12 protein-coding genes are annotated in these 22264 nt (G+C 70.5%); 5 read left to right on the forward strand and 7 right to left on the reverse strand.

The genetic code is table 11. The annotated features are described in order from the left end of the window. Nucleotides 1–12: 12 nt before the first annotated feature. From HNQ61_RS16170 to HNQ61_RS16185, 4 genes are all read right to left on the reverse strand, one after another. Complete coding sequence (locus HNQ61_RS16170) at nucleotides 13–1131, reverse strand: ATP-binding cassette domain-containing protein (protein ID WP_170032322.1); 1119 nt, start codon at nucleotides 1129–1131, stop codon at nucleotides 13–15. 2 nt (nucleotides 1132–1133) lie between these two features. After that, complete coding sequence (locus HNQ61_RS16175) at nucleotides 1134–2177, reverse strand: extracellular solute-binding protein (protein ID WP_170032325.1); 1044 nt, start codon at nucleotides 2175–2177, stop codon at nucleotides 1134–1136. A gap of 624 nt (nucleotides 2178–2801) precedes the next feature. Then, entirely contained in the window at nucleotides 2802–5399 is a 2598-nt protein-coding gene (locus HNQ61_RS16180; RefSeq protein ID WP_170032328.1) for a PIG-L family deacetylase, read from the reverse strand. 413 nt (nucleotides 5400–5812) lie between these two features. After that, nucleotides 5813–6490, reverse strand: a complete 678-nt coding sequence (locus HNQ61_RS16185; RefSeq protein ID WP_170032331.1) for an HAD family hydrolase — start codon at nucleotides 6488–6490, stop codon at nucleotides 5813–5815. A gap of 255 nt (nucleotides 6491–6745) precedes the next feature. Between HNQ61_RS16185 and HNQ61_RS16190 the strand changes: the two genes are divergently transcribed. Together HNQ61_RS16190 and HNQ61_RS16195 are read left to right on the forward strand one after the other, a co-directional pair. Continuing rightward, nucleotides 6746–7564: a DUF5715 family protein gene (locus HNQ61_RS16190; protein ID WP_170032334.1), complete on the forward strand. Its 819-nt coding sequence runs from the start codon at nucleotides 6746–6748 to the stop codon at nucleotides 7562–7564. Between the two features lie 298 nt (nucleotides 7565–7862). Further along, nucleotides 7863–11084, forward strand: a complete 3222-nt coding sequence (locus HNQ61_RS16195) for a GAF domain-containing protein (RefSeq protein WP_170032337.1) — start codon at nucleotides 7863–7865, stop codon at nucleotides 11082–11084. Between the two features lie 487 nt (nucleotides 11085–11571). Here the strand turns inward: HNQ61_RS16195 and HNQ61_RS16200 are convergent, their stop codons facing one another. Next, nucleotides 11572–12582, reverse strand: coding sequence for an SDR family oxidoreductase (locus HNQ61_RS16200; RefSeq protein WP_170032340.1), 1011 nt, complete (start codon nucleotides 12580–12582; stop codon nucleotides 11572–11574). A 764-nt stretch (nucleotides 12583–13346) separates the two neighbouring features. Between HNQ61_RS16200 and HNQ61_RS16205 the strand changes: the two genes are divergently transcribed. The 3 genes from HNQ61_RS16205 to HNQ61_RS16215 are packed head-to-tail and all read left to right on the forward strand — an operon-like array spanning nucleotide 13347 to nucleotide 19164. After that, nucleotides 13347–14786, forward strand: a complete 1440-nt coding sequence (locus HNQ61_RS16205; RefSeq protein WP_170032343.1) for a TolC family protein — start codon at nucleotides 13347–13349, stop codon at nucleotides 14784–14786. A 14-nt stretch (nucleotides 14787–14800) separates the two neighbouring features. Next, nucleotides 14801–15949: an efflux RND transporter periplasmic adaptor subunit gene (locus HNQ61_RS16210; RefSeq protein ID WP_170032346.1), complete on the forward strand. Its 1149-nt coding sequence runs from the start codon at nucleotides 14801–14803 to the stop codon at nucleotides 15947–15949. 50 nt (nucleotides 15950–15999) lie between these two features. Next, complete coding sequence (locus HNQ61_RS16215; protein ID WP_170032349.1) at nucleotides 16000–19164, forward strand: efflux RND transporter permease subunit; 3165 nt, start codon at nucleotides 16000–16002, stop codon at nucleotides 19162–19164. A 472-nt stretch (nucleotides 19165–19636) separates the two neighbouring features. Here HNQ61_RS16215 and HNQ61_RS16220 read toward each other — a convergent pair whose 3' ends face one another. Both HNQ61_RS16220 and HNQ61_RS16225 read right to left on the reverse strand, forming a co-directional pair. Then, on the reverse strand, nucleotides 19637–20767 hold the full coding sequence (locus HNQ61_RS16220) for a lamin tail domain-containing protein (RefSeq protein ID WP_170032353.1): 1131 nt from the start codon (nucleotides 20765–20767) through the stop codon (nucleotides 19637–19639). A gap of 202 nt (nucleotides 20768–20969) precedes the next feature. Beyond that, nucleotides 20970–22118 carry a lamin tail domain-containing protein gene (locus HNQ61_RS16225; protein ID WP_170032356.1) on the reverse strand — a complete coding sequence of 383 codons (1149 nt, stop codon included), beginning with the start codon at nucleotides 22116–22118 and terminating at the stop codon, nucleotides 20970–20972. Between the last annotated feature and the right edge of the window lie 146 nt (nucleotides 22119–22264).

The following is a 22264-nucleotide window of genomic DNA, read 5'->3' on the forward strand; positions in this document are numbered from 1 at the left end:
GTCCGCGCCGGATCACGGCTCCGCCGCAAAGGCGACGGTGTGGCCGGATTCGTCCAGGCAGATCCCCACCCGCTCTCCCGGCCGGGCGGCGTGCGGCCCGCCCTGCACCAGCAGCTCCGGCCCCGCCTCCGTCTCCACGCGGTAGAACGTGGCCGCGCCGGCGAAGCGGCGGTCCAGCACGCGGGCGCCCAGCGCGTTGGGCTCGTCCACGTCCGCCAGCGTCAGCGCCTCCGGACGCGCCATCAGCCGCACGGCGTCGCCCGCGCCGCGGGGCGTGTCCGCCGCCAGCCGCGCGCGCCACACCACGCCCGGCGCCACCGCGCACGTCGCGCGGTCGCCATCCACCGAATCCACCCGCGCGGCCAGAAAGTTGGCGCGCCCCAGGAACGAGGCGACGAACGCGTTCACCGGCGCGGCGTACAGCGCCTCCGGCGAGCCCACCTGCTGCAGCCGCCCGCGCTCCATCACCGCGATGCGGTCGGACAGGGCGAACGCCTCTTCCTGGTCGTGCGTCACGAAAACGGCCGTCATCCCCAGCCGCTTGAGCAGGGCGCGCAGTTCGTCGCGGGTACGCTCGCGCAGGGCGGCGTCCAGGTTGCTCAGCGGCTCATCCAGCAGCAGCACCGGCGGTTCCGGCGCCAGCGCGCGGGCCAGCGCCACCCGCTGCTGCTGCCCGCCGGACAGCGCCTGCACCTTGCGGCGCGCGTACGGCTCCAGCTCCACCAGCCCCAGCGCGCGCGTGACGGCGGCCTCCACTCCGGCGCCGCGCTCCCCGCGCGACTTGAGGCCGAACGCCACGTTTTCCCACACGTCCAGGTGCGGAAACAGGGCGTAGTTCTGAAACACCATCCCCACGTCGCGCTTCTGCGGCGGCAGCCCGGTCACGTCGCGCCCGCCGATCAGGATGCGGCCCGACGTCGGCTGCTCAAAGCCGGCGATCATCCGCAGCGTGGTGGTCTTGCCGCAGCCGGAGGGGCCCAGCAGCGTCAGGAACTCGCCCGCCGCCACCTCCAGCGACACCCCATCCACCGCCACCGTTTCGCCGAAGCGCCGGCCGACGCCGTCCAGGCGGACGAGCACGGGCGGGGTGCCGGGCGTGGCTTCCAGCGGCGCGTTCACGGAACCCGGCACGCTCACCGCCCGCCCCGGTCGCGCACGTGCTCGTCCCAGTAGCGCATCCACTCCGACTCGCGCTCCTGAAGCTGCTTCCAGTCCATCGGTTCCGGCTTGATGGCGGCCTGCGCGGCGCGAAGGCGCGGCGGCATGGAATCCATCGGGAAGTCCGCGCGCACCGGCAGGCGGTAGAAGTCGCGCACGGCGGGGATGAGCGCCGCCGTGCCGCCCACGTATTCCATGAACACCTTTGCCGCCTCCGGATTGGGCGCGCCGCGCACGATGGCCACCGCGTCCACGATCTGCGGCGTGCCGCTGCTGGGGATCACGTATTCGATGGGATACTTGTACTTCTCGCGCACCATCTCGATGTCCGGCAGCGCCCAGAGGGTGACGAGGCCTTCTTCGCGGGCCAGCATCTGGTACAGCATCGTCGGGTTCAGGACGTACTGCTTGGTGTTGGCGTCCAACCGCCGCAGCCAGGTGAACCCCGCCGCCGTGTCGCCCGTGGCCCGAAGGCCGCGCTGCACCACCATCCCGAAGATGGTGCGCATCGTTCCGCTCGCCATGGGGTCGCGGATGAGCAGCTTGCCTTTCCACTTCGGGTCCAGCACGTCGTCCCAGTCCTTTGGCGCCTCCGCCGCGGGGACCGCTTTTCCGTTGTAGGCGATCACTTCCGGCGTGAGGTACGTGCCGTACCAGCGGCCCTGCGGATCGCGCGTGCCCGCCGGGAGCGCCGCGCCCCACGAGGGCGACGAGGGCGCCAGGAGCGAGTCGTCCGCGGCCTGCTGGAACATGGACGACGGGGCGCCCCACCAGATGTCGGCCTGGGGGTTGGCGCGCTCGGAGCGGACGCGGTCCATGACCTCCTGCGAGCCCATGTCCACGTACTGCAGGTCGATGTCGGGGTGCGCCGTCTCGAACCGCTTTTCGAACGCGGACAGCATTTCGCGGCCGTGCGGCGAGTAGACGGTGAGCACCGCGCGCCCGTCGCCGCCGGAGCAGGCGGCCAGCAGGGGCAGGGCGATCGACGGGATCAGGGCGAATGGCCTGCGAAGGCGCATGAATGTGCGATGGTGTGGGATACGTGCACTGTCAACAGGTCGAGCAACCAACGACGGACCAGTGCGGCGAGCCGGGTCGAGGCGCATCCGGAGAGGGCCCCCTCCCCCCAGCCCCATAGGCGTCAACTTTATTTTGCAAAGCTTATTCGCGACGGCTAATTCGACCAGATTTCGCCAGCTTTGCGCCACCGTGAATGTAAAAATACGGGGCTAAGAGGGCTCGATATGGCTTAAGTTCGCGCCTATGCCCCCCAGCCCCCTCCACCCGCTCCGCGGGAGAGAGGGAGCCGTTCGGCGCGGGCGATGGGCTTCGGCGCGCGTCCGGCACGCCGCGAGCCCCTCCCCGGCCCTCCCCGTGCAAACAGACGCACGGAGAGGGAGAACTCACACCGGAACTGCGGCCCCGATGCAGTTGAAGCCCCGATCGTGGGCGCGACAGCGGCCACGAGTCGGGGGTTCCCGCGGTTTGAGCGGCGGATTCATTCGCTCAACAGGGCATGGGCGCGAACGAATCTTGTGAAGCCACTCGAGCTTTCAGCCTCCAACAACCCTCCCCCAGTCTTTTTTGGGGGAGGGTGGGCCGGTGGTGCCGGCCCGGGTGGGGGCCGCCCGCGAACTCCGCGCTCAGCGCCCGGCCGGGTCGCGCGCGCCCAGGGCCAGCAGGTTGGCGAACAGGCGGTACGCGCCGGGAACGCCCTCCGGAAACTGGCGAAAGAACGCCAGCCCCGTGTAGACGTACGTCCCCTTCCCCAGATGCCCCACCAGCAGCCCGCCCTGCAGCGACTCGCCCGGATCGCCCATCTCCAGCAGCGGCGTGTAGAACGGGTCCCACGTTTCCGCGAAATACAGCCCGCGCTCCTGAACCCATCCCTCGAAGTCCGCCGGCCCGATGCGGTTGAGCGACGTGAACACCCGGTCCTCGGGGCGCAGGATGCGCACGGCGGCGTTTTCGTCCGTCACGCGGCCGTGCGGGCGCGCCATGGTGATGGGCTCGGGGGTGAAGCGGCCCTCCACGATCTCGTACTTGTTGTACTGCACGATCATGGTGCCGCCCGCCGTCACCCAGTCCAGCAGTCGCTGGTTGTGGGCGCCCAGATCCGCCCGCACCTCGTACGCCCGGCTCCCCGTGATGATGACGTCGAAGCGCGACAGGTCGCCCTCCGCCAGGTCGTCCGCGGAAAGCAGCGTGGGCGTGATGCCGAAGTTCTCCAGGAACGCCGGGCCTTCTTCGCCCGCGCCCTCGATGTAGGCCACGCGCAGCCCCGCGGGCACCCGCAGGTCAAAGGCGCGCACCCGCGACTCGGCCGCGTGGTACAGCGGCCGGGCGCGCACGTGCGGATAGTCGATCATCTGCACCCCGCGCGTGAACCGCCGCCCGTCCTGCGCCTCGAACACGGCGGACACGTCCACGTCGCCCGCGCGCGCGCTGGCCGGCGGCGTCACCGTAAAGCGCACCTCGCGCACCTCGCCCGGCGCGGCGAACTGCACCGGCACCGAGGCCGGCTCCGCGCGCCACCCCGCGGGCACGTTCAGCCGCAGCGTGCCGCGCGCGCCCCCCGCCGCCTGCGCCGCCAGCCGCACCGTGTACGACAGCGGGCGCGGCGCCGCGGTGGAAAGCACCCGCGTGCGCGGCGAGAGCAGCACGCTCACGGCGGGCACCACCATCACCGGCCGGCGCAGTTCGCCCTGGCGCGGATCGACTTCGCGGAAGGTGGCGTCCTGCGGGATCGCGATCTCCGCCCCCGCCACGCGCAGGCGCGCCACCGCACGCACCGGAGCCGCCTCGAACGGGCGGGTCAGCGCGGCGTCGCGATCCGGCCAGCGATACATGTCGCCGTCGCGCGGCTGGCGCAGAAAGTACGGGATGGTCAGCTCCGCGTCCGCCGGCACCCGCACGCGAAAGCGACGCGTCATCAGCGCGCCGGGCGCCACCTGCGCGTCCGCCGCGGGCTGCACCGCCTCCGCCGTCCACCCGGCGGGAAGCTCGGGGGCGAAGGCGGCCACGGTCACCGGCTGCGCGCCGCCGTTCCAGAGGGACAGTTCGACCGTCAGCGTGTCGCCGGGGGCCAGGCGCGAACGGCTGGCCGTCGCATCCACCACGAGGCCGGAGGCCAGCGCCAGGGCGCGCTCCACGTCGCGGCGCTCCTCATCCATCCGGAACGCCAGGTCCGCCGTGCCGTTGGTGGCGGGAAGCGCGGCGCGGGCGGCGTTCAGCGTGGTGAGCGCGGAGGCCAGGTCCGCGGCCAGCGCGGCGGGAGCCAGCGGGTTGCCGCGGGCGCGCAGCGCTTCGGCCTGCGCCTGGTAGCGCACCAGCCCGCGCGCCGCGGCGCCTTCACCCGCGGTGGCGAGAACCGTGTCGATCTCGGTCCAGAGCGTCGCTTCGATCCCCGCCTGGGCGGGCCGGACGCGCAGGAGATAGCTGGCGCGGGGGCCGGCCACTTCCGGCGCGCCCATGTCCTGCGAGCGGTGGCGGGAACGGCTGGCCATGGCCTGCTGAAACGGCGACCGGCCGATCAGCGGGTCCAGGTCGCCCACGGCCAGCTGCAGCGTGGCGCCGTCCCCGCGGGAGCGGAGAGACTGATACAGCTTGCGGGGCGCGAAAGGCCGCAGCCCCGCGGCGATCTGCTCGGGAAAGCGCGCCGGGTCGCTCGCGGCGTCGTACGCGTCGCGCGCGACGATGGCGGACACCTGGTGCTGGCCGTGCCCGTCGCGCGGCGTGCCGCTGAACACGGTGATCACCACGTCCGGGCGATAGGTGCGGATGACCCGCGTCACGTCGCGGACCAGTTCCTCGCGCGGCCAGTGGCGAAACGCTTCGTCGGCGGACTTGCTGAATCCAAAGTCGAACGCGCGCGAAAAAAACTGCTCCGCGCCGTCCACCCGCCGCGCGGCGAGCAGTTCTTCGGTGCGAAGCAGTCCCAGACCCTCTCCCAGCTCCGTGCCGATGCCGTTCTGTCCGCCCTCGCCGCGCGTGAGCGACAGATAGGCGACGTCGGCGCCTTCTTCCAGGGCCAGGCGGGCCAGGAGCTGCGTGTCTTCGTCGTCGGGGTGCGCGCCCACCATCAGCACGCGCTTGGCGACGCCCACGCGGCGCAGGCTGAGGCCAAGGGCGGCGGCGCCGCGGTATTCGGTGGCGCCGGCCTGCGCGGGCGCGGGGCTGGGAAGCGCGGGCGCCAGCGCGGCCGCGGCGAGCAGGGCCAGGAAAAGGCGGGTGCGTGTCATGCCATTCAAGCTAGGGCAGGGCCCCGGAGCACACAATCCGGGGTCCGCGATCAGATGACGAACGTCATGCGATCGGTACACCGCTTTTCCCATCCAGTGCGGCGGGATGCCTCGGTCGATCAGAGAAGCGTTCCGGATGATGCGGCGAGGTCTTTCTCCCAGTCCCTCATCATCCCCGCGGGAGAAAGTGGAGACCTCAGCGCGGCCGATGGGCTTCGGCACGCGGCGGCGGCCCTTCGTCCGGCGGTTGAAACCGCGCCTCGAAACACACGAAGTCCGCCTCCGCGGACTGCCGCGGCGAGATCGTCGCGCATGCCAATGCAGTTGAAGCCCCGAACGGCGCCTGTGGGCGCCGTGTCGGGGGTTCCCGCTGTTCGAGCGGCGGATTCATTCGCTCTCGTGGGGGAGCATCCTCACCCCTGATCCGCGCCGCCCAGAAACCGCTCCGGATCATCCACCACCTCCCGCAGCGAGCGCACCACCACCGTGGCCGCGTCCAGCCGCGATCCGCCGTCCGGCGCCAGTCCGATGCAGCGCATTCCCGCGGCGCGCGCGGCGGCCACCCCGGCTGGCGCGTCCTCAATCACCAGGCACGCGGACGGCTCCACGGCCAGACGCTGCGCCGCGAGGAGAAAGACGTCGGGCGCGGGCTTTCCCGCGGGCACCTCCTCCCCCGTGGCGCGCGCGGCGAACGCATCCGCCACGCCCAGTTCATCCAGCACCTGGTGGATGAACGTCATCGGCGAGCTGCTGGCCACGGCGATGGGGAGGCCGCGGGCGCGCAGCAGGCGGATCAGCTCCACCGAGCCCTCCATGGGCACGATGCGGCCGGGCGCATCCTTTGCCAGATCGGCCCACTTCCGCTCCACCAGCGCCGCCATTTCCTCCGCCGCCAGCGGCCGCCCCAGCGCGGCGGGAAAGAAGTCGTGATCCGCCAGCCCGGCGAACCGCTCCGTGATCTCGTCCGCGCTCAGGTGCACGCCCCAGTCCACGAGCATGCGCGACTCGCCCTCCGCGTGCAGCCGCTGCGTGTCGCTGATCACGCCATCCATGTCAAAGATCACCGCCCGCACCGCCGTCGATCCCGTCATTCCGATTCCCGTGTGTTCGCTGATCAAAACCCGGCCCGCGCATCTCCCGGGAGCCCGTCCCCGCCGCGCCTTTCCCGGCAGGCGGCGGGCCGCGCGATCCGGCAGCGATTCGGAGCCGATGTGGAAGATGATGCAGCACACATACTTGGCACCGTGGGAGACCGTCGCGGTGGACCGCGTTCTGCATACGGGTGGGCGAGCGAGGGGTCCGAGGTGCGCGACCCGGCGGAGACCGATGGGAGAGAGTTTGCGGCGATGAAAGCGATTCTGACGGCACTTCTGGCGACGGCCTTCGCGAGCCCCGCGATGGCGGGAGACGTGACCCTCACGGGGTCGCCCGGCTCCATGGAGCGGCAGCACGAGGTCGCCGTGGAGCGCCGGTACACCTTCACCAAGTCCCCCGCTGACGTTTCGGAACTGGTGTCCAGCGGCAAGCTGGTGCCCGTGGTGGCGGGAACGGACTTTCAGCTCGCCAACGTGGGCTTTCCGTACGCGCGGCCGGAGGTGCTGGAGTTCGTCAAGCGCACGGCCGCGGGCTACCGCGCCGGGTGCGGCGAGCCGCTGGTGGTCACCAGCCTGACGCGCCCCTTGGCCAACCAGCCCGGCAACGCGCACAAGCTTTCGGTGCACCCGGCCGGCATGGCGGTGGACTTCCGCATCAGCAAGAGCGACAAGTGCCGCAAGTGGATGGAAACGAGCCTGCTGGCTATGGAGCGCAAGGGGCTGCTCGATATCACCAGGGAGCGGCACCCGGCGCACTACCACGTCGCCGTCTTTCCCGGCGCGTACGCGTCCTTCGCCTCGCGCACGCCGGCGCCCGCGAGCCCGGCCGCGCCGGAGCCCGTTGCGCCCGCCGCGCCGTCCGCACCCGCCGCGGCCGTGGTGGAGGCCGCGCGCCCCGCCCCGGCACCCGCGGTGACCTCCGCGCCCGCGACGGCCGTGCGCGCCCGGCGTCCCGCGCCGCCCGCCCGCGACGGAGGGCCGGAAACCGCGCTCTTCATGGGGGCCGGCGCGCTGCTGGTGGCGGCCGTGCTCTGGGTGATGTTCCGCGGCGGGCGACCGGCCCGCGTGTGACCGCGGCCCCACCCGATCGTTCTCTTCGCGCCCGGCCATGTGCCGGGCGCGCTTCGTTTGGGGGATTGATCTGGACGTTTCCGTCCATCCGCCGTGCCCAATCCGCGGACGCCTCAGCACTCAACGGACGGACCGAGATCCCGGCGGCCGCGGGAAGCGGGCGCTTTCGCCGTCGCGGGCTCGTTCGGCGCAAATCGATGCGGGGCTTTTTGTTAGCGGAACGGCTGCCGCCGCGGCCCCATTTACGCGTCATCTCCCATCCGATGACTCTTCCCCGGCTCTTCTGCCTGACGGCCCCGTGACCCGCGTACTACCGACGGACTGGGATTCTTCCCGCGCGCACTCGCTCATCGAGCAGTTCCCCGCCGTGACGGCCATCTACGAAGGGCCGGACCACGTGATCGCGGCCACCAGCGCCGCGTACCGGCGCATGGTGGGGGCGCGGGAACTCACCGGCCTGCCCTACCGGGAGGCGTTCCCCGAACTGCACCGGCAGGGGTTCACCACCCTGCTGGACGACGTGTACCGCACCGGAACGCCGGTCACCCGCACCGGCATGCGCGCCGAGTGGGACGACGACGGGGACGGCCGCGACGAGGTGCACTACGTGGACTTCACCTACCAGCCCCTGCGCCAGGCGGACGGGCATGTGTGGGCGATCGCCGTGCACGCGGTGGACGTCACCCGCAACGTGGCGGCGGAAGCGGCGCTGCGCGACAGTGAAGCCCGCTTCCGCGCCATGTTCGAGTACGCGGCCACCGGGGTCGCGCTCACCGGGCTGGACCGGTACCCCGTGGCCATCAACCCCGCCCTGCGGCGCATGCTGCGCTACTCGCTGGAGGAACTGCGGGAATCCGGCTTCGACGGCATCACCCACCCGGAAGACGCCGGCGTGGACCGCGAGATGTACGAGCGCCTGCTGGCCGGCGGCACGGAAAGCTTCCGCGTGGAAAAGCGCTACCGGCGCAAGGGCGGGGCGGAGGTGTGGGTGGATCTCACCGTGTCGCTGATCCGCGACGCGGCGGGCGCCCCCGCGTTCACGCTGGGGATGGTGACCGACATCACCGAACGCAAGCGGATGGAGGCGCTGGCGCAGGAGCAGGCGCTGGAGCTGGAGCACCAGATCGACCAGGCGCAGACGCTGAACGTGGAACTGGAAGCCACCGCCGAGGAGCTTCTGGACGCCACCCGCGCGGCCGAGGCGGCCCGCGAGCGCGTCTCCTTTCTGGCCCACGCCAGCGAGGTGCTGGCCCGGTCGCTGGACTTTGACGGGACGATGGGCCGCGTGGCGGACCTGGCGGTGGAGCGGCTGGCGGACTGGTGCGTGGTGGAGGTCAATCATCCCGACGGGCGGCGGCGCGCCCGCGTGGTGGCCCACCGCGATCCCGAGCGGCTGCGCTGGGCGGAGGAGCTGGACCGCCGCTATCCGCCCGATCCCGAGGCGCCCACCGGCGCGGCCGCCGTCTTCCGCACAGGGCGCGCGGAGATGCACGACGCCATCAGCGACGGCATGCTGGCGGGCGCCGCGCGCGACGCGGACCACCTGGCGGAGCTGCGCAAGATCGGCTTCACCGGGGTGATCACGGTTCCGCTCTCCACCCGCAGCCACACGCTGGGCACGCTCACCCTGATCGCCAGCGACTCCGGCCGGCGCTTCACCCCCGACGACCTGTCCATCGCCAAGGACCTGGGCCGCCGCGCGGGCGCCGCGCTGGACAACGCCGACCTGCTGCTGCGGACGGAAGCCGCCGCCAGCCGCTCGCGCCGCATCCAGTCCTTTGCCGCCGCGCTCAACCAGGCGGCGGACATGCGCGCGGTGGCGGAGGTGTGCGTGCTGCACGGGATGGACGCCCTGCGGGCGGACGCGGGGTCGCTGGCGCTGCTTTCGGACGACAGGACGACGTTCCAGATCGTCCACTCCCTGGGCTATCCGGCGGAGGTGACGGACCGCTGGGTGCACTTTCCCGTCACCCCCGGCAAGCCGCTTTCCGACGCGGTGCTGGAAGGCACGCCGCGCATTCTGAGCAACCGTGACGCGGTGCACTGGTATCCGGGAATGCTTTCGGACCTGGCGGATGCCAGCACCGCCGCCATGGCCATCATTCCCGTGGTGTCCGGCGGGCGCGCGCTGGGCGGGCTCTCGTTCAGCTTTACGGCGGAGCAGGAGTTCGACGAGGCCGTACGCACGATGCTGCTCACCATGGGCGAGCAGGCCGCGCAGGCGCTGGAGCGGGCGCGGCTGCTGGAGGCGGAGCAGCGGCTGCGCGCCCGCGCCGAGGTGCTGGCCGACGCGGGCGAGGTGCTTTCCGCCTCGCTGGACCTGTCCGCCACGCTGGAGGCCATCGCCCGGCTGGTGGTGCCCGCCGTCGCGGACTGGTGCTTCGTGGAGCTGCTGGGGCCGGACGGCGAGGTGGAGCCGGTGGCCGTCCACCACGCCGATCCGGATCACGTCGCGTGGGCGCACGAGGTGATGGCGCGCTTTCCCATCGATCCGGACGCGCCGCACGGCACCGCGCAGGTGCTGCGCAGCGGCAGGCCGGAGCTCGTCACCGAAATGCCCGAGGAGCTGTTTCCCGCCGTCGCGCAGAGCCGGGAGCACCTGGAGGCGCTGCGGCAGACGGGCTTCCGCTCGCACCTGTCGCTGCCGCTGCTTACGCGCGACGGGGTGATCGGCGTGCTGTCGCTGGCGCAGGCGGAATCCGGGCGGCGCTTCGTGGCGGATGACGTGCCGTTCGGCGAGGACCTGGCGCGGCGGGCGGCGGGGGCCATCGACAACGCACGGCTGTACGACGCGGAGCGGCGGGCGCGCGCCGCGGCGGAGCAGGCCAACCAGGCCAAGAGCGACTTCCTGTCCGCCATGAGCCACGAACTGCGGACGCCGCTCAACGCCATCGGCGGGTACACGGAGCTGTTGGAGATGGAGATCCGCGGGCCGGTGACCGCGGAGCAGAGGGTGGACCTGGAGCGCATCCGTTCGGCGCAGCAGCACCTGCTGGGGTTGATCAGCGACCTGCTGAACTTTGCGCAGATCGAGGCGGGGCGCATCGAGTACCGCATCGGCCCGGTTCCCGTGCAGCCGCTGCTGGCGGAACTGGAGCCGCTGATCCGGCCGCAGATGGAAGCGCGGGGACTCGCCTACGTGCGCCCCGCCGGGGAGCCGGACGCGGTGGTGCGCGGCGACGCGGAGCGCATCCGGCAGATTCTGGTGAACCTGCTGGCCAACGCGGTCAAGTTCACGGACGCGGGATCGGTGACGCTGGCCACGCGCGCGGAGGAGGACCGCGTGCACATCGTCGTGGCGGACACCGGCCGCGGGATCGCGGCCGACAAGCTGCCGAGCATCTTCGACCCGTTCGTGCAGGTGGATCGAAAGCTGACGGCGGCCTCGCAGCAGGGGGTTGGGCTGGGGCTTTCCATCAGCCGCGAGCTGGCGCTGGCGATGGATGGCACGCTGACGGCGGAAAGCGCGCCGGGCGAGGGTTCCGTCTTTACCCTGACGCTCCCGCGGGTGATCGACTGACGCGGGCTCACGCGCGGCCCCCACCCCGGCCGGCACCACCGGCCCACCCTCCCCCAAAAAAGACTGGGGGAGGGTTGGGCGGGGCGGAGAGTTCGGTGCGGATCGGCGAGTGCCCGCGTGCCCAGGCTCCGTTGAGCAAATGAATCCGCCGCTCCAACAGCGGGAAGCCCCGACTCGTGGCCGCTGACGCGTCCACGATCGGGGCTTCAATTCAATTGCCCAAGGCCGGATGCCCGGTGTGAATTCTCCCTCTCCGTGCGTCTGTTTGCACGGGGAGGGCCGGGGAGGGGCCCGCGGCGCGTCGGACGCGAGCCGGAACCCGTCGCCCTGCGCCGAACGGCTCCCCCTCTCCCGCGGAGCGGGTGGAGGGGGCTGGGGGGAGGGGGCCCTCTCCGCATGCGCCTCGACTGAGCCGATCACGCTGAGTTGTCGTTCTCCCCCCTCCGTGCGGCCGGCCCTCGTTCGTTCATCCATTCAAACCGGACGATCAGCCCGTCGATCCGCCCATCACGGGGAGAATCGCGCCGGTGATGTAGCTGGAGCACACGGGCGACGCCAGAAACACGTACGCGGGCGCCAGTTCCTCCGGCTGCGCCGGCCGCTTCATCTCCGTGGACTGGCCGAAGCTGGCGATCTCATCCACCGGCGCGTCGGCCGGGTTCAGCGGCGTCCACACGGGGCCGGGCGCCACCACATTCACGCGGATTCCGCGCTCCGCCACGCTGCTGGCCAGCGACATGGCGAACGCGTGAATCGCGCCCTTGGTGGCCGAGTAGTCCAGCAGCGTTCCCTTGCCGAACAATCCCGTCTCCGACCCCGTGCACACGATGCTGTCGCCGCGCTTCAGGTGCGGAAGCGCCGCGCGTGCCATGTGGATGTATCCGTAGATGTTCGTCCGCATGGTCATGTCCAGGTGCGCGTCGCTCAGGTCCTCCAGCTTCTGCACGTGCTCCTGGAACGCCGCGTTGTTCACCAGCACGTTCAGCTTGCCGAACTCCTTTACGGTGTGCTCCACCGCCGCATCGCAGAACGCCGAGTCGCGCACGTCGCCGGGGATGAGGATGCAGCGGCGGCCTTCCTTTTCCACCGCGCGCTTCGTTTCCTCCGCGTCCTCGTGCTCGTTGAGGTACACGATGGCGACGTCCGCCCCCTCGCGCGCGAACAGCACCGCCACCGACCGCCCGATGCCGGAGTCCGCGCCGGTGATGAGCGCCACGCGGTCCTTGAGCTTTTCGGAGCCCTTGTAGTCCGGCGCGTCGTAGCGGGGGCGCAGTTCCATATCGGCCTCCAGCCCGGGCTTCTGCAGGTGCTGCTCGGGCATGTCGCCGTCCGGCTCCTTGCGCGCGCCCGCCTGCACGCCCTCCGGCGCGGACTCCTCGTCGTCGCTCTTCTTCTTGTTCTTCTTGTCGATGGCATCCACCTCGGCCTGAATGCGCAGCTGCTCCTGCGCCGTGGCCTCGGCGGCCGCCCGGTATTCCTTCAGTTGGTCTTCCGTCATCGCCGTCCGCTCCCGCTGTCTGGATAGGGTTTGTCCACCGGGCGCCGCCCCGGAGCAAGCCCCGCGCCGGACAGGCACGCCATCATCATCCAGCTTCGGTGGATGACCAGCGACACATTCCGCCCGTCTCGCGGTATCACCCCAACGACGCGCATCAGGTAGGGGTAAGGATGATGATCCGCCCCTGTTGCCGATGAGCATCGATCGACGGCAGATGGTCTGTGGAGGGGTAGATGACGATGACGATCCCCGGTAAGCATTACAGTAGCGCTGTGATGTTTTCCCCCTGCCCAGATGCCGGCGAACGGTGCCGAAGGTTGCCCGCGCGCTGAGGTCTCCCTTTCTCCCGCGGAGCGGGGGAGAGGGCCGGGGAGAGGGGGCCTCTCCGTCCGCGCCGAACCATCCGGAACACGGTGAGTCGCCGTTCTCCCCTCTCCGTGCGCAGTTGCACGGGGAGGGGCCGGGGGAGGGGCCTCACAGCCCGGCGACAATCGAGATTTTCCGCGGCAGAAGACTATGATTCACCCCATGGCCAACGACCGACACCCGCGGCTACAACCGTTTGTCCCGTTGAGAGATGCGGCGCCGGACCGGCCGCGGACGCCAACGCATCCGGCTCGCCGCGTGTCCACGCTTTGAACGCACCTCCACTCACCGGCCGCCGGCCGCGGAGTGAAGGTGCGGATGATTTTAGCAGACCGATCACCCGGCACGGCGGGACGCAGGCACCTGCGTCCCATTCCGCCTGCCCTGCACTGCCCCTGATGCCGATGGCCCGTTTCCGCACGCCCCGCAGCACCGGGGCCGCGTTCGTTCTTGCCCTGGCGCTCTCCGCGCCGCTGGGCGCGCAGGCGCGCGACACCCTGGACCTGCCGCTGAGCACCGCGCTCAACCTGGCGCAGAGCGGCGAAGAAGTGGGGCTGGCCACCAACCGCGTGGACGCCGCCTCCGCCGCCGTGGGCAGCGCCCGCGCCGCCACCCTGCCCAGCGTGCGCATCGGCAGCACGTTCAGCCACGTGTACGAGAACGCCCGCGCGCAGGCCGTGGGCGCGATCTTCAACCAGCCCAACACGTACGGCGCCAACGCCACACTGAGCGTTCCGCTGTTTCAGGGCGGGCGCGCCACGCAGGGCGTACGGCAGGCGTCGCGGCTGCGGCAGGCCGCGCAGAGCGATCTGCAGCAGACGCAGGTGGACGTGAGCCTGCTCACCCTGCGCGCCTACCTGACCGCGCAGCTGGCCGATCAGCTGGTCGCCATCCAGGACACCAACGTGGCGCTGGCCGAGGCGCGCGTGCGGCAGGCCGAGCAGTTCGAGGCCGGCGGCCGCGGCTCGCGCTACGACGTGCTGCGCGCCCGGGTGGAACGCAGCAACCTGATCCCGCTGCGGATTCAGGCGCGCGGCGACCGCGACCTGGCCCTGCTGGAGCTGCGCCGCATCACCAACCTGCCCGAAGACCAGCCCCTGCGCCTGACCACCGTGCTGGACGAGGCCGGCATCCGCGCCGTCGCCGACGCGGCCACCGGTGCCGCGCTGGTGGATTCCGCCGCGCTGGACGCCCTTCCCGGCGTGCGCGCCGCGCGGCTGCGGGCGCAGGCCAGCGACGCCAGCGTGCGCATCGCCCGCAGCGCGCTGCTGCCGACCGTTTCCGTGAATCTGGTGAGCGGATACCAGGCGTATCCCGCGGACTGGCAGCTGCCCATCCGCGGCGGCTCGCTGGACCGCATCGACTGCCCGGCCGGCTCCGAGCCCACCCGCGTGTGCACGCAGCAGAACGGCGGCTGGTTCAGCGACCGCTCGCTGGCCGTGCAGGTGAGCTGGCCGCTGTTCGACGGCTTCCGCGCCCGCAACGACGTGCGCCAGGCGCGCGCGCAGGCCCGCGTGGCCGACCTGCAGGCGCAGCAGGTGTGGGAAGACGCCCGCACCGCCGCCGCCAGTGCCCGCACGCAGCTGCAGTCCGCCCGCGCCGTCTTCGAGGCCGGCCGGCTGAACGCGGCCGAGGCGGAAGAGGCGTTCCGCCTGGCCTCGCTGCGCTACGCCCGCGGGCTGGGCACGCAGCTGGACGTTTCCGACGCGCAGCTCGCGCTGCTGACCGCGCGCACCAACCAGGCGCGCGCCGCCTTTGACCTGTACCTGGCGTCGGCCGAACTGGCCCGCTCGCTGGGCCGGCCCCTTCCGTCGCCCGGCGCGGCGACTGCTCCCTGACGCGACCGATGCAGATGCGTACCGTTCTAGTTCCCGCCCTGTTCGTCACCCTGTCCGCCTGCGGCGGCGACGCCGAAGCCGGCGGCGCGGCGGGCGGCCCCGCCCGCGGCGGCGGCCCCAGCGTCACGCTGGCCGCCACCGACGTCGCCAACCCGCGCATGGCCCCGCTGGAGGCGGCCGTGGCCGTCACCGGCACGCTGGAGCCGCTGGAGCGCTCCGAAGTGCGCGCCCGGCTGGAGGGCGACGTGGAGCAGGTGCTGGTGCGCGAGGGGCAGGCGGTGAGCGCCGGGCAGCTGCTGGCCCGCTTCAACGCCGGCGACCAGGCCGGCAACGCCCGCAGCGCCGACGCCGACGTGGCCGCCGCGCGCTCCGAGCTGAGCACCGCGCAGTGGAGCCTGGAGCAGAACCGCGAGCTGTACCAGCAGGGCGCCATTCCGGAGCGCGACGTGCGGGTGAGCGAGCAGGCGGTGGCGGCGGCGCGCGCCCGGGTGGCGGCGGCCGCGGCCCGCTCCGGCACCAGCCGCCGCGAAGTGACCGACACCCGTGTCGTCGCGCCCGTCAATGGGATCGTCGAAAAGCGGGTGGTGAACCCGGGCGAGCACGTGAACCAGAACGCCCCGCTCTTCACCATCGTCCGCGGCGACGTGCTGGAGCTGGCCGCCGCCGTCCCCGAGCGCGACGCCCAGAGCGTGCGCCCCGGGCAGGACGTGCGCTTCACGGCGGAGGGCACGCAGTTCACCGGCCGCGTGGCGCGCATGAGCCCGTCGGTGGACCCGGCCACCCGCGCGGTGACCGTGTACGTGCAGGTGCCCAACGCCGAGGGCCGGCTGCGCGCCGGCAGCTTCGCCAGCGGCCGCATCGTGTCGCGCACCGTGCAGGACGCGCTGGTGGTTCCCGCCGCGGCCGTGCGCGAGGGGCGCGAGGGCGGCCCCCGCGTGGTGTACCGCGTGGTGAACGGCAAGCTGGAGATGGCGCCCGTGACGGTGGGGCTCACGGATGAGGCCGCCGGGCTGGTGCAGATCACCCAGGGCCTCACCGAGTCCGACCGCGTGGTGGTGGGCAACGTGGGCGTGCTGGGCGCGGGGATGACGGTGCGGATGGCCGGCGAAGGCCGCGGCGGCGCCGACGGCGCGGGCAAGGCCAAGGGCGGCGCGGGCCGCTGACGCGGCGGTTCTTTCTTATTCTTTTGTCTTAGTTTTCGCGGGAGCGCGGGATGTTTCTTTCCGACGTATCCATCCGGCGGCCGGTGTTCGCCACGATGATGATGGTGACGCTGGTCGTCCTTGGCCTGGCCGGCTACCAGCGCCTGGCCGTGGACGAGTACCCCGACGTGGCGTATCCCACCGTCGTGGCGCAGACCAGCTACCCCGGCGCATCGCCCCAGGTGATGGAGCGCGAGGTGTCGCGCCCCATCGAAGAAGCGCTCAACACGGTGCAGGGGATCGACGAGATCACCAGCACCTCGCTGGAGGGCAGCTCGCTGGTGCGCGTGCAGCTCAAGCTGGGCGTGGACGTGATGGATGCGCAGCAGGAAGTGCAGTCCAAGATCGCCCGCATCCGCCGGCAGCTTCCCGAAGACATCGACGACCCGGTCATCATCCGCTTCGATCCCAACGAGCGGGCCATCATGTCCATCGCCGTGCAGAGCAGCGGCCGGTCGATGCGCGAGCTGACGGACCTGGCGGACCAGGTGATCAGCACCCGGCTGGAAGCACTGTCCGGCGTGGGCGGCGTGAACCTGGTGGGCGGCACCGAGCGTCAGATCCGCGTGCAGCTGGACCCGGCCTCCATGCGCTCGTACGGCATCGCGCCGCCGCAGGTGGCGCAGGCGCTGCAGCGCGAAAACCAGGAAGTGCCCGCCGGCCGCGTGCGCCGCGGCGACCAGGAGCGCCTCGTCCGCATCACCGGGCGCGTGGAGGATCCCAAGACGTTCCAGGACGTGACCGTCGCGGTGCGCAACGGCGTTCCCGTGCGGCTGGGCGACGTGGGCAGCGTGGTGGACGGTACGGCCGAGGCCCGCAGCGCCAGCTTTCTGAACGACGGGCGCGCGCTTTCCATCGAAATCCTCAAGATCAGCGGCAGCAACACGGTGGAGGTGGCCGACCGCGTGCGCGCCGCCGTCGCCGAGATGCAGCGCCAGCTTCCGTCCGACGTCAAGATGACGGTGGTGACGGACGACTCGCGGCGCATCAAGGAGTCGCTGGCCAGCGTGCAGCACGAGCTGGCGCTGGGCGCGGTGCTGTGCATCGCCATCATCTACCTGTTCCTCAACAGCTGGCGGTCGACGATCATCACCGGGCTGGCGCTGCCCATCTCCATCATCTCGGCGTACTTCGGGATGTGGATGTTCGGCTTCACCATCAACACCATGACGCTGCTGGCGCTGTCGCTGGCCATCGGCCTGCTGATTGACGACGCCATCGTGGTGCGCGAAAACATCGTCCGGCACGTGGAGATGGGGAAAGACCACCACACCGCCGCGCGGGAGGGCACCAGCGAGATCGGGCTGGCCGTCTTCTCGACGACGCTGGCGGTGGTGGCGGTGTTCGTTCCCGTGGCGTTCATGGGCGGGCAGATCGGGATGATCTTCTTTCAGTTCGGCGTGGTGGTGGCGTTCGCGGTGATGATCTCGCTGTTCGTCTCCTTTACGCTGGACCCCATGCTGTCCAGCGTGTGGCCTGACCCGGAGGTGGAGAACCACGAAGGGCGCAGGCGGAACCCCATCCAGCGCTTCGCCCGCCGCTTCAACGACGGCTTCGAGCGCATCGCGGACCGCTACCCCGCGTGGCTTGCCTGGGCGCTGGACCACCGCAAGTCGGTGCTGGGCGGCGCCACGGCCGCGGTCGTCGCATCGATGCTCATCATCCCGCAGCTGGGCTTTGCCTGGGTGCCGGACTTTGACGGCGGGGAGTTCAACGTCAACTTCCGCGTGGCGCCGGGCTCGCGGCTGGAGTACACGGTGGCGCGCGGGCACGAGCTCAGCGATCTGCTGCGCAAGCAGCCGGAGGTGGAGTTCACCTACATGAGCATCGGCGGCGGCTTCCGCGGCACGCCCAACACGGGGCGCGTGTTCGTGAAGCTCAAGGAAAAGAGCGACCGCAAGCGCAACCAGATGGAGATTACGGAAGACCTGCGCGGCGCGCTGCGCAACCTTCCCGGCATCCGCGCCAACATCACCGGCACGCCCACCATCTTTGGCGGCTTCCGCCAGCCGATCCAGGTGAACGTGCAGGGGCCGGAGCAGCAGCAGCTGAAGCTGGCGGCCGCGCAGGTGATGGAGATCCTGGAGTCGGTGCCCGGCCTGGCCGAGGCCACCAGCAGCGACGACGGCGAAATCCCGCAGCTGGACGTGAACGTGGACCGCGAGCAGGCGTGGGCGGCCGGCGTGGGAATCAGTTCGATCGCGACGACGCTGCAGCCGCTGTTCACCGGGCAGCGCGCCACGGAGTGGGAGGACGCGCAGGGCTACACGCACGACGTGGTGGTCGTGTATCCCGACAGCATGCGGACGAGCGCGGCGGACGTGGGCGGCATCGTGGTGCCCAGCACCAACGTGGATCCCGCCAGCGGCCGCCCGGTGATGATTCCGCTGAGCCAGGTGGCCACAGTGCAGGCCGGCGTGGGACCGCAGCAGATCGAGCGCAGCTCGCTGGAGCGGCAGATCAGCATCAGCGCGGGCGTCACGCCGGGCTATCCCATGAGCGAGGTGGCCGACGCGGCGCGCGCGGCGCTGGACTCGGCCGGGCTGCCCACGGGCTACCGGACCGTGTTCCGCGGCGACGTGCAGAACCTGAACGAGACCAAGGGCTACGTGCTGAGCGCCCTGGGGCTGGCGGTGATCTTCATCTACATCGTGCTGGCGTCGCTGTTCGGCTCGTTTCTGCAGCCGCTGGCCATCATGCTGTCGCTGCCGCTTTCGTTCATCGGCGTGGGGCTGGCGCTGCTGCTGACGGGCGGCAACCTGAACGTGTTCACCATGATCGGCATCATCATGCTGATGGGCCTGGTGACCAAGAACGGCATTCTGCTCATCGACTTCGCCAACCAGCAGCGCGAAGAAGGGATGGGCCGGCGCGAGGCGCTGCTATCCGCCGGACGCATCCGCCTGCGGCCCATCATCATGACCACGGTGGCCATGATCTTCGGCATGGTGCCGCTGGCGCTGGCGCTGGGCGAGGGCGCCGAGCAGCGCGCGCCGATGGGCCGCGCGGTGATCGGCGGGCTGATCACGTCGACGGTGCTGACGCTGTTCGTGGTGCCGGTGGTGTACACGCTGCTGGACGACTTCGTGGGTCTGCTGCGCCGGCGCGGCAAGCGGTCCGCGCAGTCTCACGCGCCGCATGCTCCGGTGCGCCCCGAGCCGGTCGCCGCGGACTGACGCGCCGCGCTCGAGGTCGATGAACAGAAGGGCCGCCGATCTCTCGCGATCGGCGGCCCTTTTCTCGTCTGCATGCTTCTACGACAACTGCCGTTTCACACGGAGGTCACGGAGGATGCACGGAGGACACGGAGGAAGAACAAGAACCTCACACAGAGCCACAGAGCCGCAGAGAAGAGACAACTGAAAGCATCACACAGAGTCAGCAGAGTCAACAGCAGGAACAATCATTACTCAGTTAACTCTGTTGACTCTGTGTGAGTCCGATCAGTGCTTTTCCTCTGCGGCTCTGCGTCTCTGTGTGAGGCTTTCGTTTGCTGTTCCTCCGTGTCCTCCGTGCATCCTCCGTGACCTCCGTGTGAAACGGCAGTTCATCACACTCCGCAGCCGAACGAAGCCTGGATGAACGCGAGAGCCCCCGGCGCCGCGTGGGCACCGGGGGCTTTGCGTGATCAGGGCCGAAGCCGAAAGATCAGGGCGTAAACGAGGAGTTCTGCGCCTTGGGAGTACCGCGGCCGCCGGGGCCGTACACAGAGGTGACCGAGGCGTTCCCCCAGTTGCTGCCGTCCATGTTGCTGTTGTCCAGCGCCGGGTTCTTGAGCTCGCGGCTGATTCCGTCCTGCGCCGAGGTGGCGGCCGAGGCGTACTGCGTGCGGTCGACGGTCAGCGTGTCGGAGCCGTACACGCGGGCGATCTTGAACGCGCCCAGACTGTTCGGGAATCCAGTCAGAGTGTACGCGTAATCTACGGGCACGCCACCGTTGCTGGTGGTGTTGGCGGACTTGCCCAGCACCACGTACGCACCCGGGAGAACCTCGAGCGGCGAAGAGATCAGGTGGTACGCACGGCGACCCGATGCGGCGGAGTCGGCGACCACCAGGTTCTGCATGTCCACCGGCCGCGTACCCGCGTTGTACACTTCAACCCACTCGCCGGTGAGGTCGGGATTGGAGTTGAAGTTCGCGGGATTGACGAGCACCTCGTTGATCACCAGCAGGTACTGCACATCCGTCTCGATGTACACCTTGAAGGAGACGTTGCTGGCCGTCTGCGGCACGCTCAGCTGCCACGTGTGCGCGGCCGAAACCTGGTTCTGCGTCAGGATCTCGTGGTAGGCAAAGAACGGCTGCTGCAGCCCGGTGAACTCCGCGACGCCGTCCGCGTTGGCCACGGTGGCTGTTCCCGTTCCGTTGGTCACCGTGGGGCCGGTGTGAAAGAAGGCCTGGATCCCCTGCGGGTCCGCCACCGTGCCGTCCGGCGTACCCATGGCTTCGTTCATCAGGTTCTGCACCGTCACGTCGAACTGAAAGATTTCCGTTCCCGGATTGTACGACGCGTTGCTGGACGTGAGCACCAGGTTCGTGTACTGGCCGCCGACGACGACGCGGCTGCCGCTGCCGGCGGGAGCCGCGGGCGCGCAGCTCACCGTGGCGGAGCGGATGTTGGCATTGCACTCGAACAGCTGCAGCGCGGACTCGGGCACATCGCGGCGGACAGTGCCCTGCACGGCGGCGGGCTGCTGGTCGCCGCACGCCGCGGCAAACACGAGGGATGCGGCCGCCGCAAGACGCACGGGGAGCCGCTCCGAGTTCAGGAATCGCAAGAGGTACTTTCGCGGGAGGATCACATGATGTGGTGCAGAGCTGCAACGCTCAATGATAACGGCACCGGCGTACGGCAGGAAGGCCGTTTTTCCCGTCGATTCCCGCGCAATGGTGCACTCCTGGTTCGCGAAACGACGGAGCCCCCGGCGCCGCGTGGGCGCCGGGGGCTCTGTTCAATTCATCCCGCGTGAAAGGGAGAGGTCAGGGCGTGAACACCGAGTTCTGCGCCTTGGGCGTGCCGCGCCCGTTGGTGCCGTAGAACGGGGCGTCGGAGGCGCTGCCCCAGTTGCTGCCGTCCATGTTGGAGTTGTCCAGCGCCGGGTTCAGCAGCTCGCGCGAGATGCCGGCCTGCGCCGAGATCGCCGCGTTGCCGTACTGGGTCCGGCCCAGGGTAAGCGTATCGCCGGGAACGCTGCCCAGGCGCGAGATCTTGAGGGCGTCCACCGAGTTGGCCAGCGCAATGGTTCCACCGTACGAGTAGTCCACCGGAACCCCGCCGTTGCTGACGGTGTTGGTGCTCGCGCCCAGAACCACGTACGCGCCCGGCGCCACCGTCAGCAGCGACGCGATGCGATGGTACGGCCGCCGCCCCGATCCCGCCGAGTCGGCGATCAGCAGTCCCTGCATCTGCACCGGCAGACGGCCCGCGTTGTACACTTCGAACCACTCGCGGTCGGTGTCGACGCCGGGGCCGTTGGGGTCCGGGTTCAGGGGGTTCACCATCACCTCGTTGATCACCAGCAGGTACTGCACGGTCGTTTCGATGTAGATCTTGAACGACACGGTGCTCGCGGTGGTCGGCACGTTCAACTGCCACGTGTGCGACTGCGACACCTCGTCCTTCTGCAGGATCTCGTTGTAGGTGAAGTACGGCTGGTCTTCACCCGTGATGGAGGCGACGCCGTCGGCGTTGGCCACACTGGCCGAGCCCGTTCCGCTGGTGACCGTGGGGCCGGTGTGGAAGAAGGCGCGAATGCCACCCGGATCCACCGCCACGCCGTTCGCGGTGCCCAGCGCCTCGTTCAACAGGTTCTGCACCGTCACGTCGAACGAAAAGATCTGCGTGCCCGCATCGTATCCGGTGTTGCTGGACGTCAGCTTCAGGTAATCATTCTGCCCACCGATGATCGCGCGGCTGCCGCCGCCGGCCGGGGCCGCGGGCGCGCAGTTCACCACCGCGGAGCGGATGTTCGCGGTGCAGTCGAACGCCTGCAGCGCCGTCTTGGGTACGTCGCTGCGCGCGGTGCCCTGCACGGCCACGGGCTGCTGGTCGCCGCACGCCGCGGCCGAAAGCAGGACTCCGGCGGCCAGCAGGCGCCACGCAGCGCGCGGCACAGAGGGAGAGTTCAAGAAAATCTCGTTTCGCGAAAGAAGGCCCGCATCAGGGCGAAGGGAGGGAGATCCAGCCATGACCCGCGTGCGGAGGGGCGAAGCCCGGAGGAACCTCTGGGGCGTAGGCAATTTCCGTGCGGGATTTTCAAATGTTTCCTTTGCGG

The organism is Longimicrobium terrae (assembly GCF_014202995.1).
In the GTDB taxonomy this organism is placed as follows: domain Bacteria; phylum Gemmatimonadota; class Gemmatimonadetes; order Longimicrobiales; family Longimicrobiaceae; genus Longimicrobium; species Longimicrobium terrae.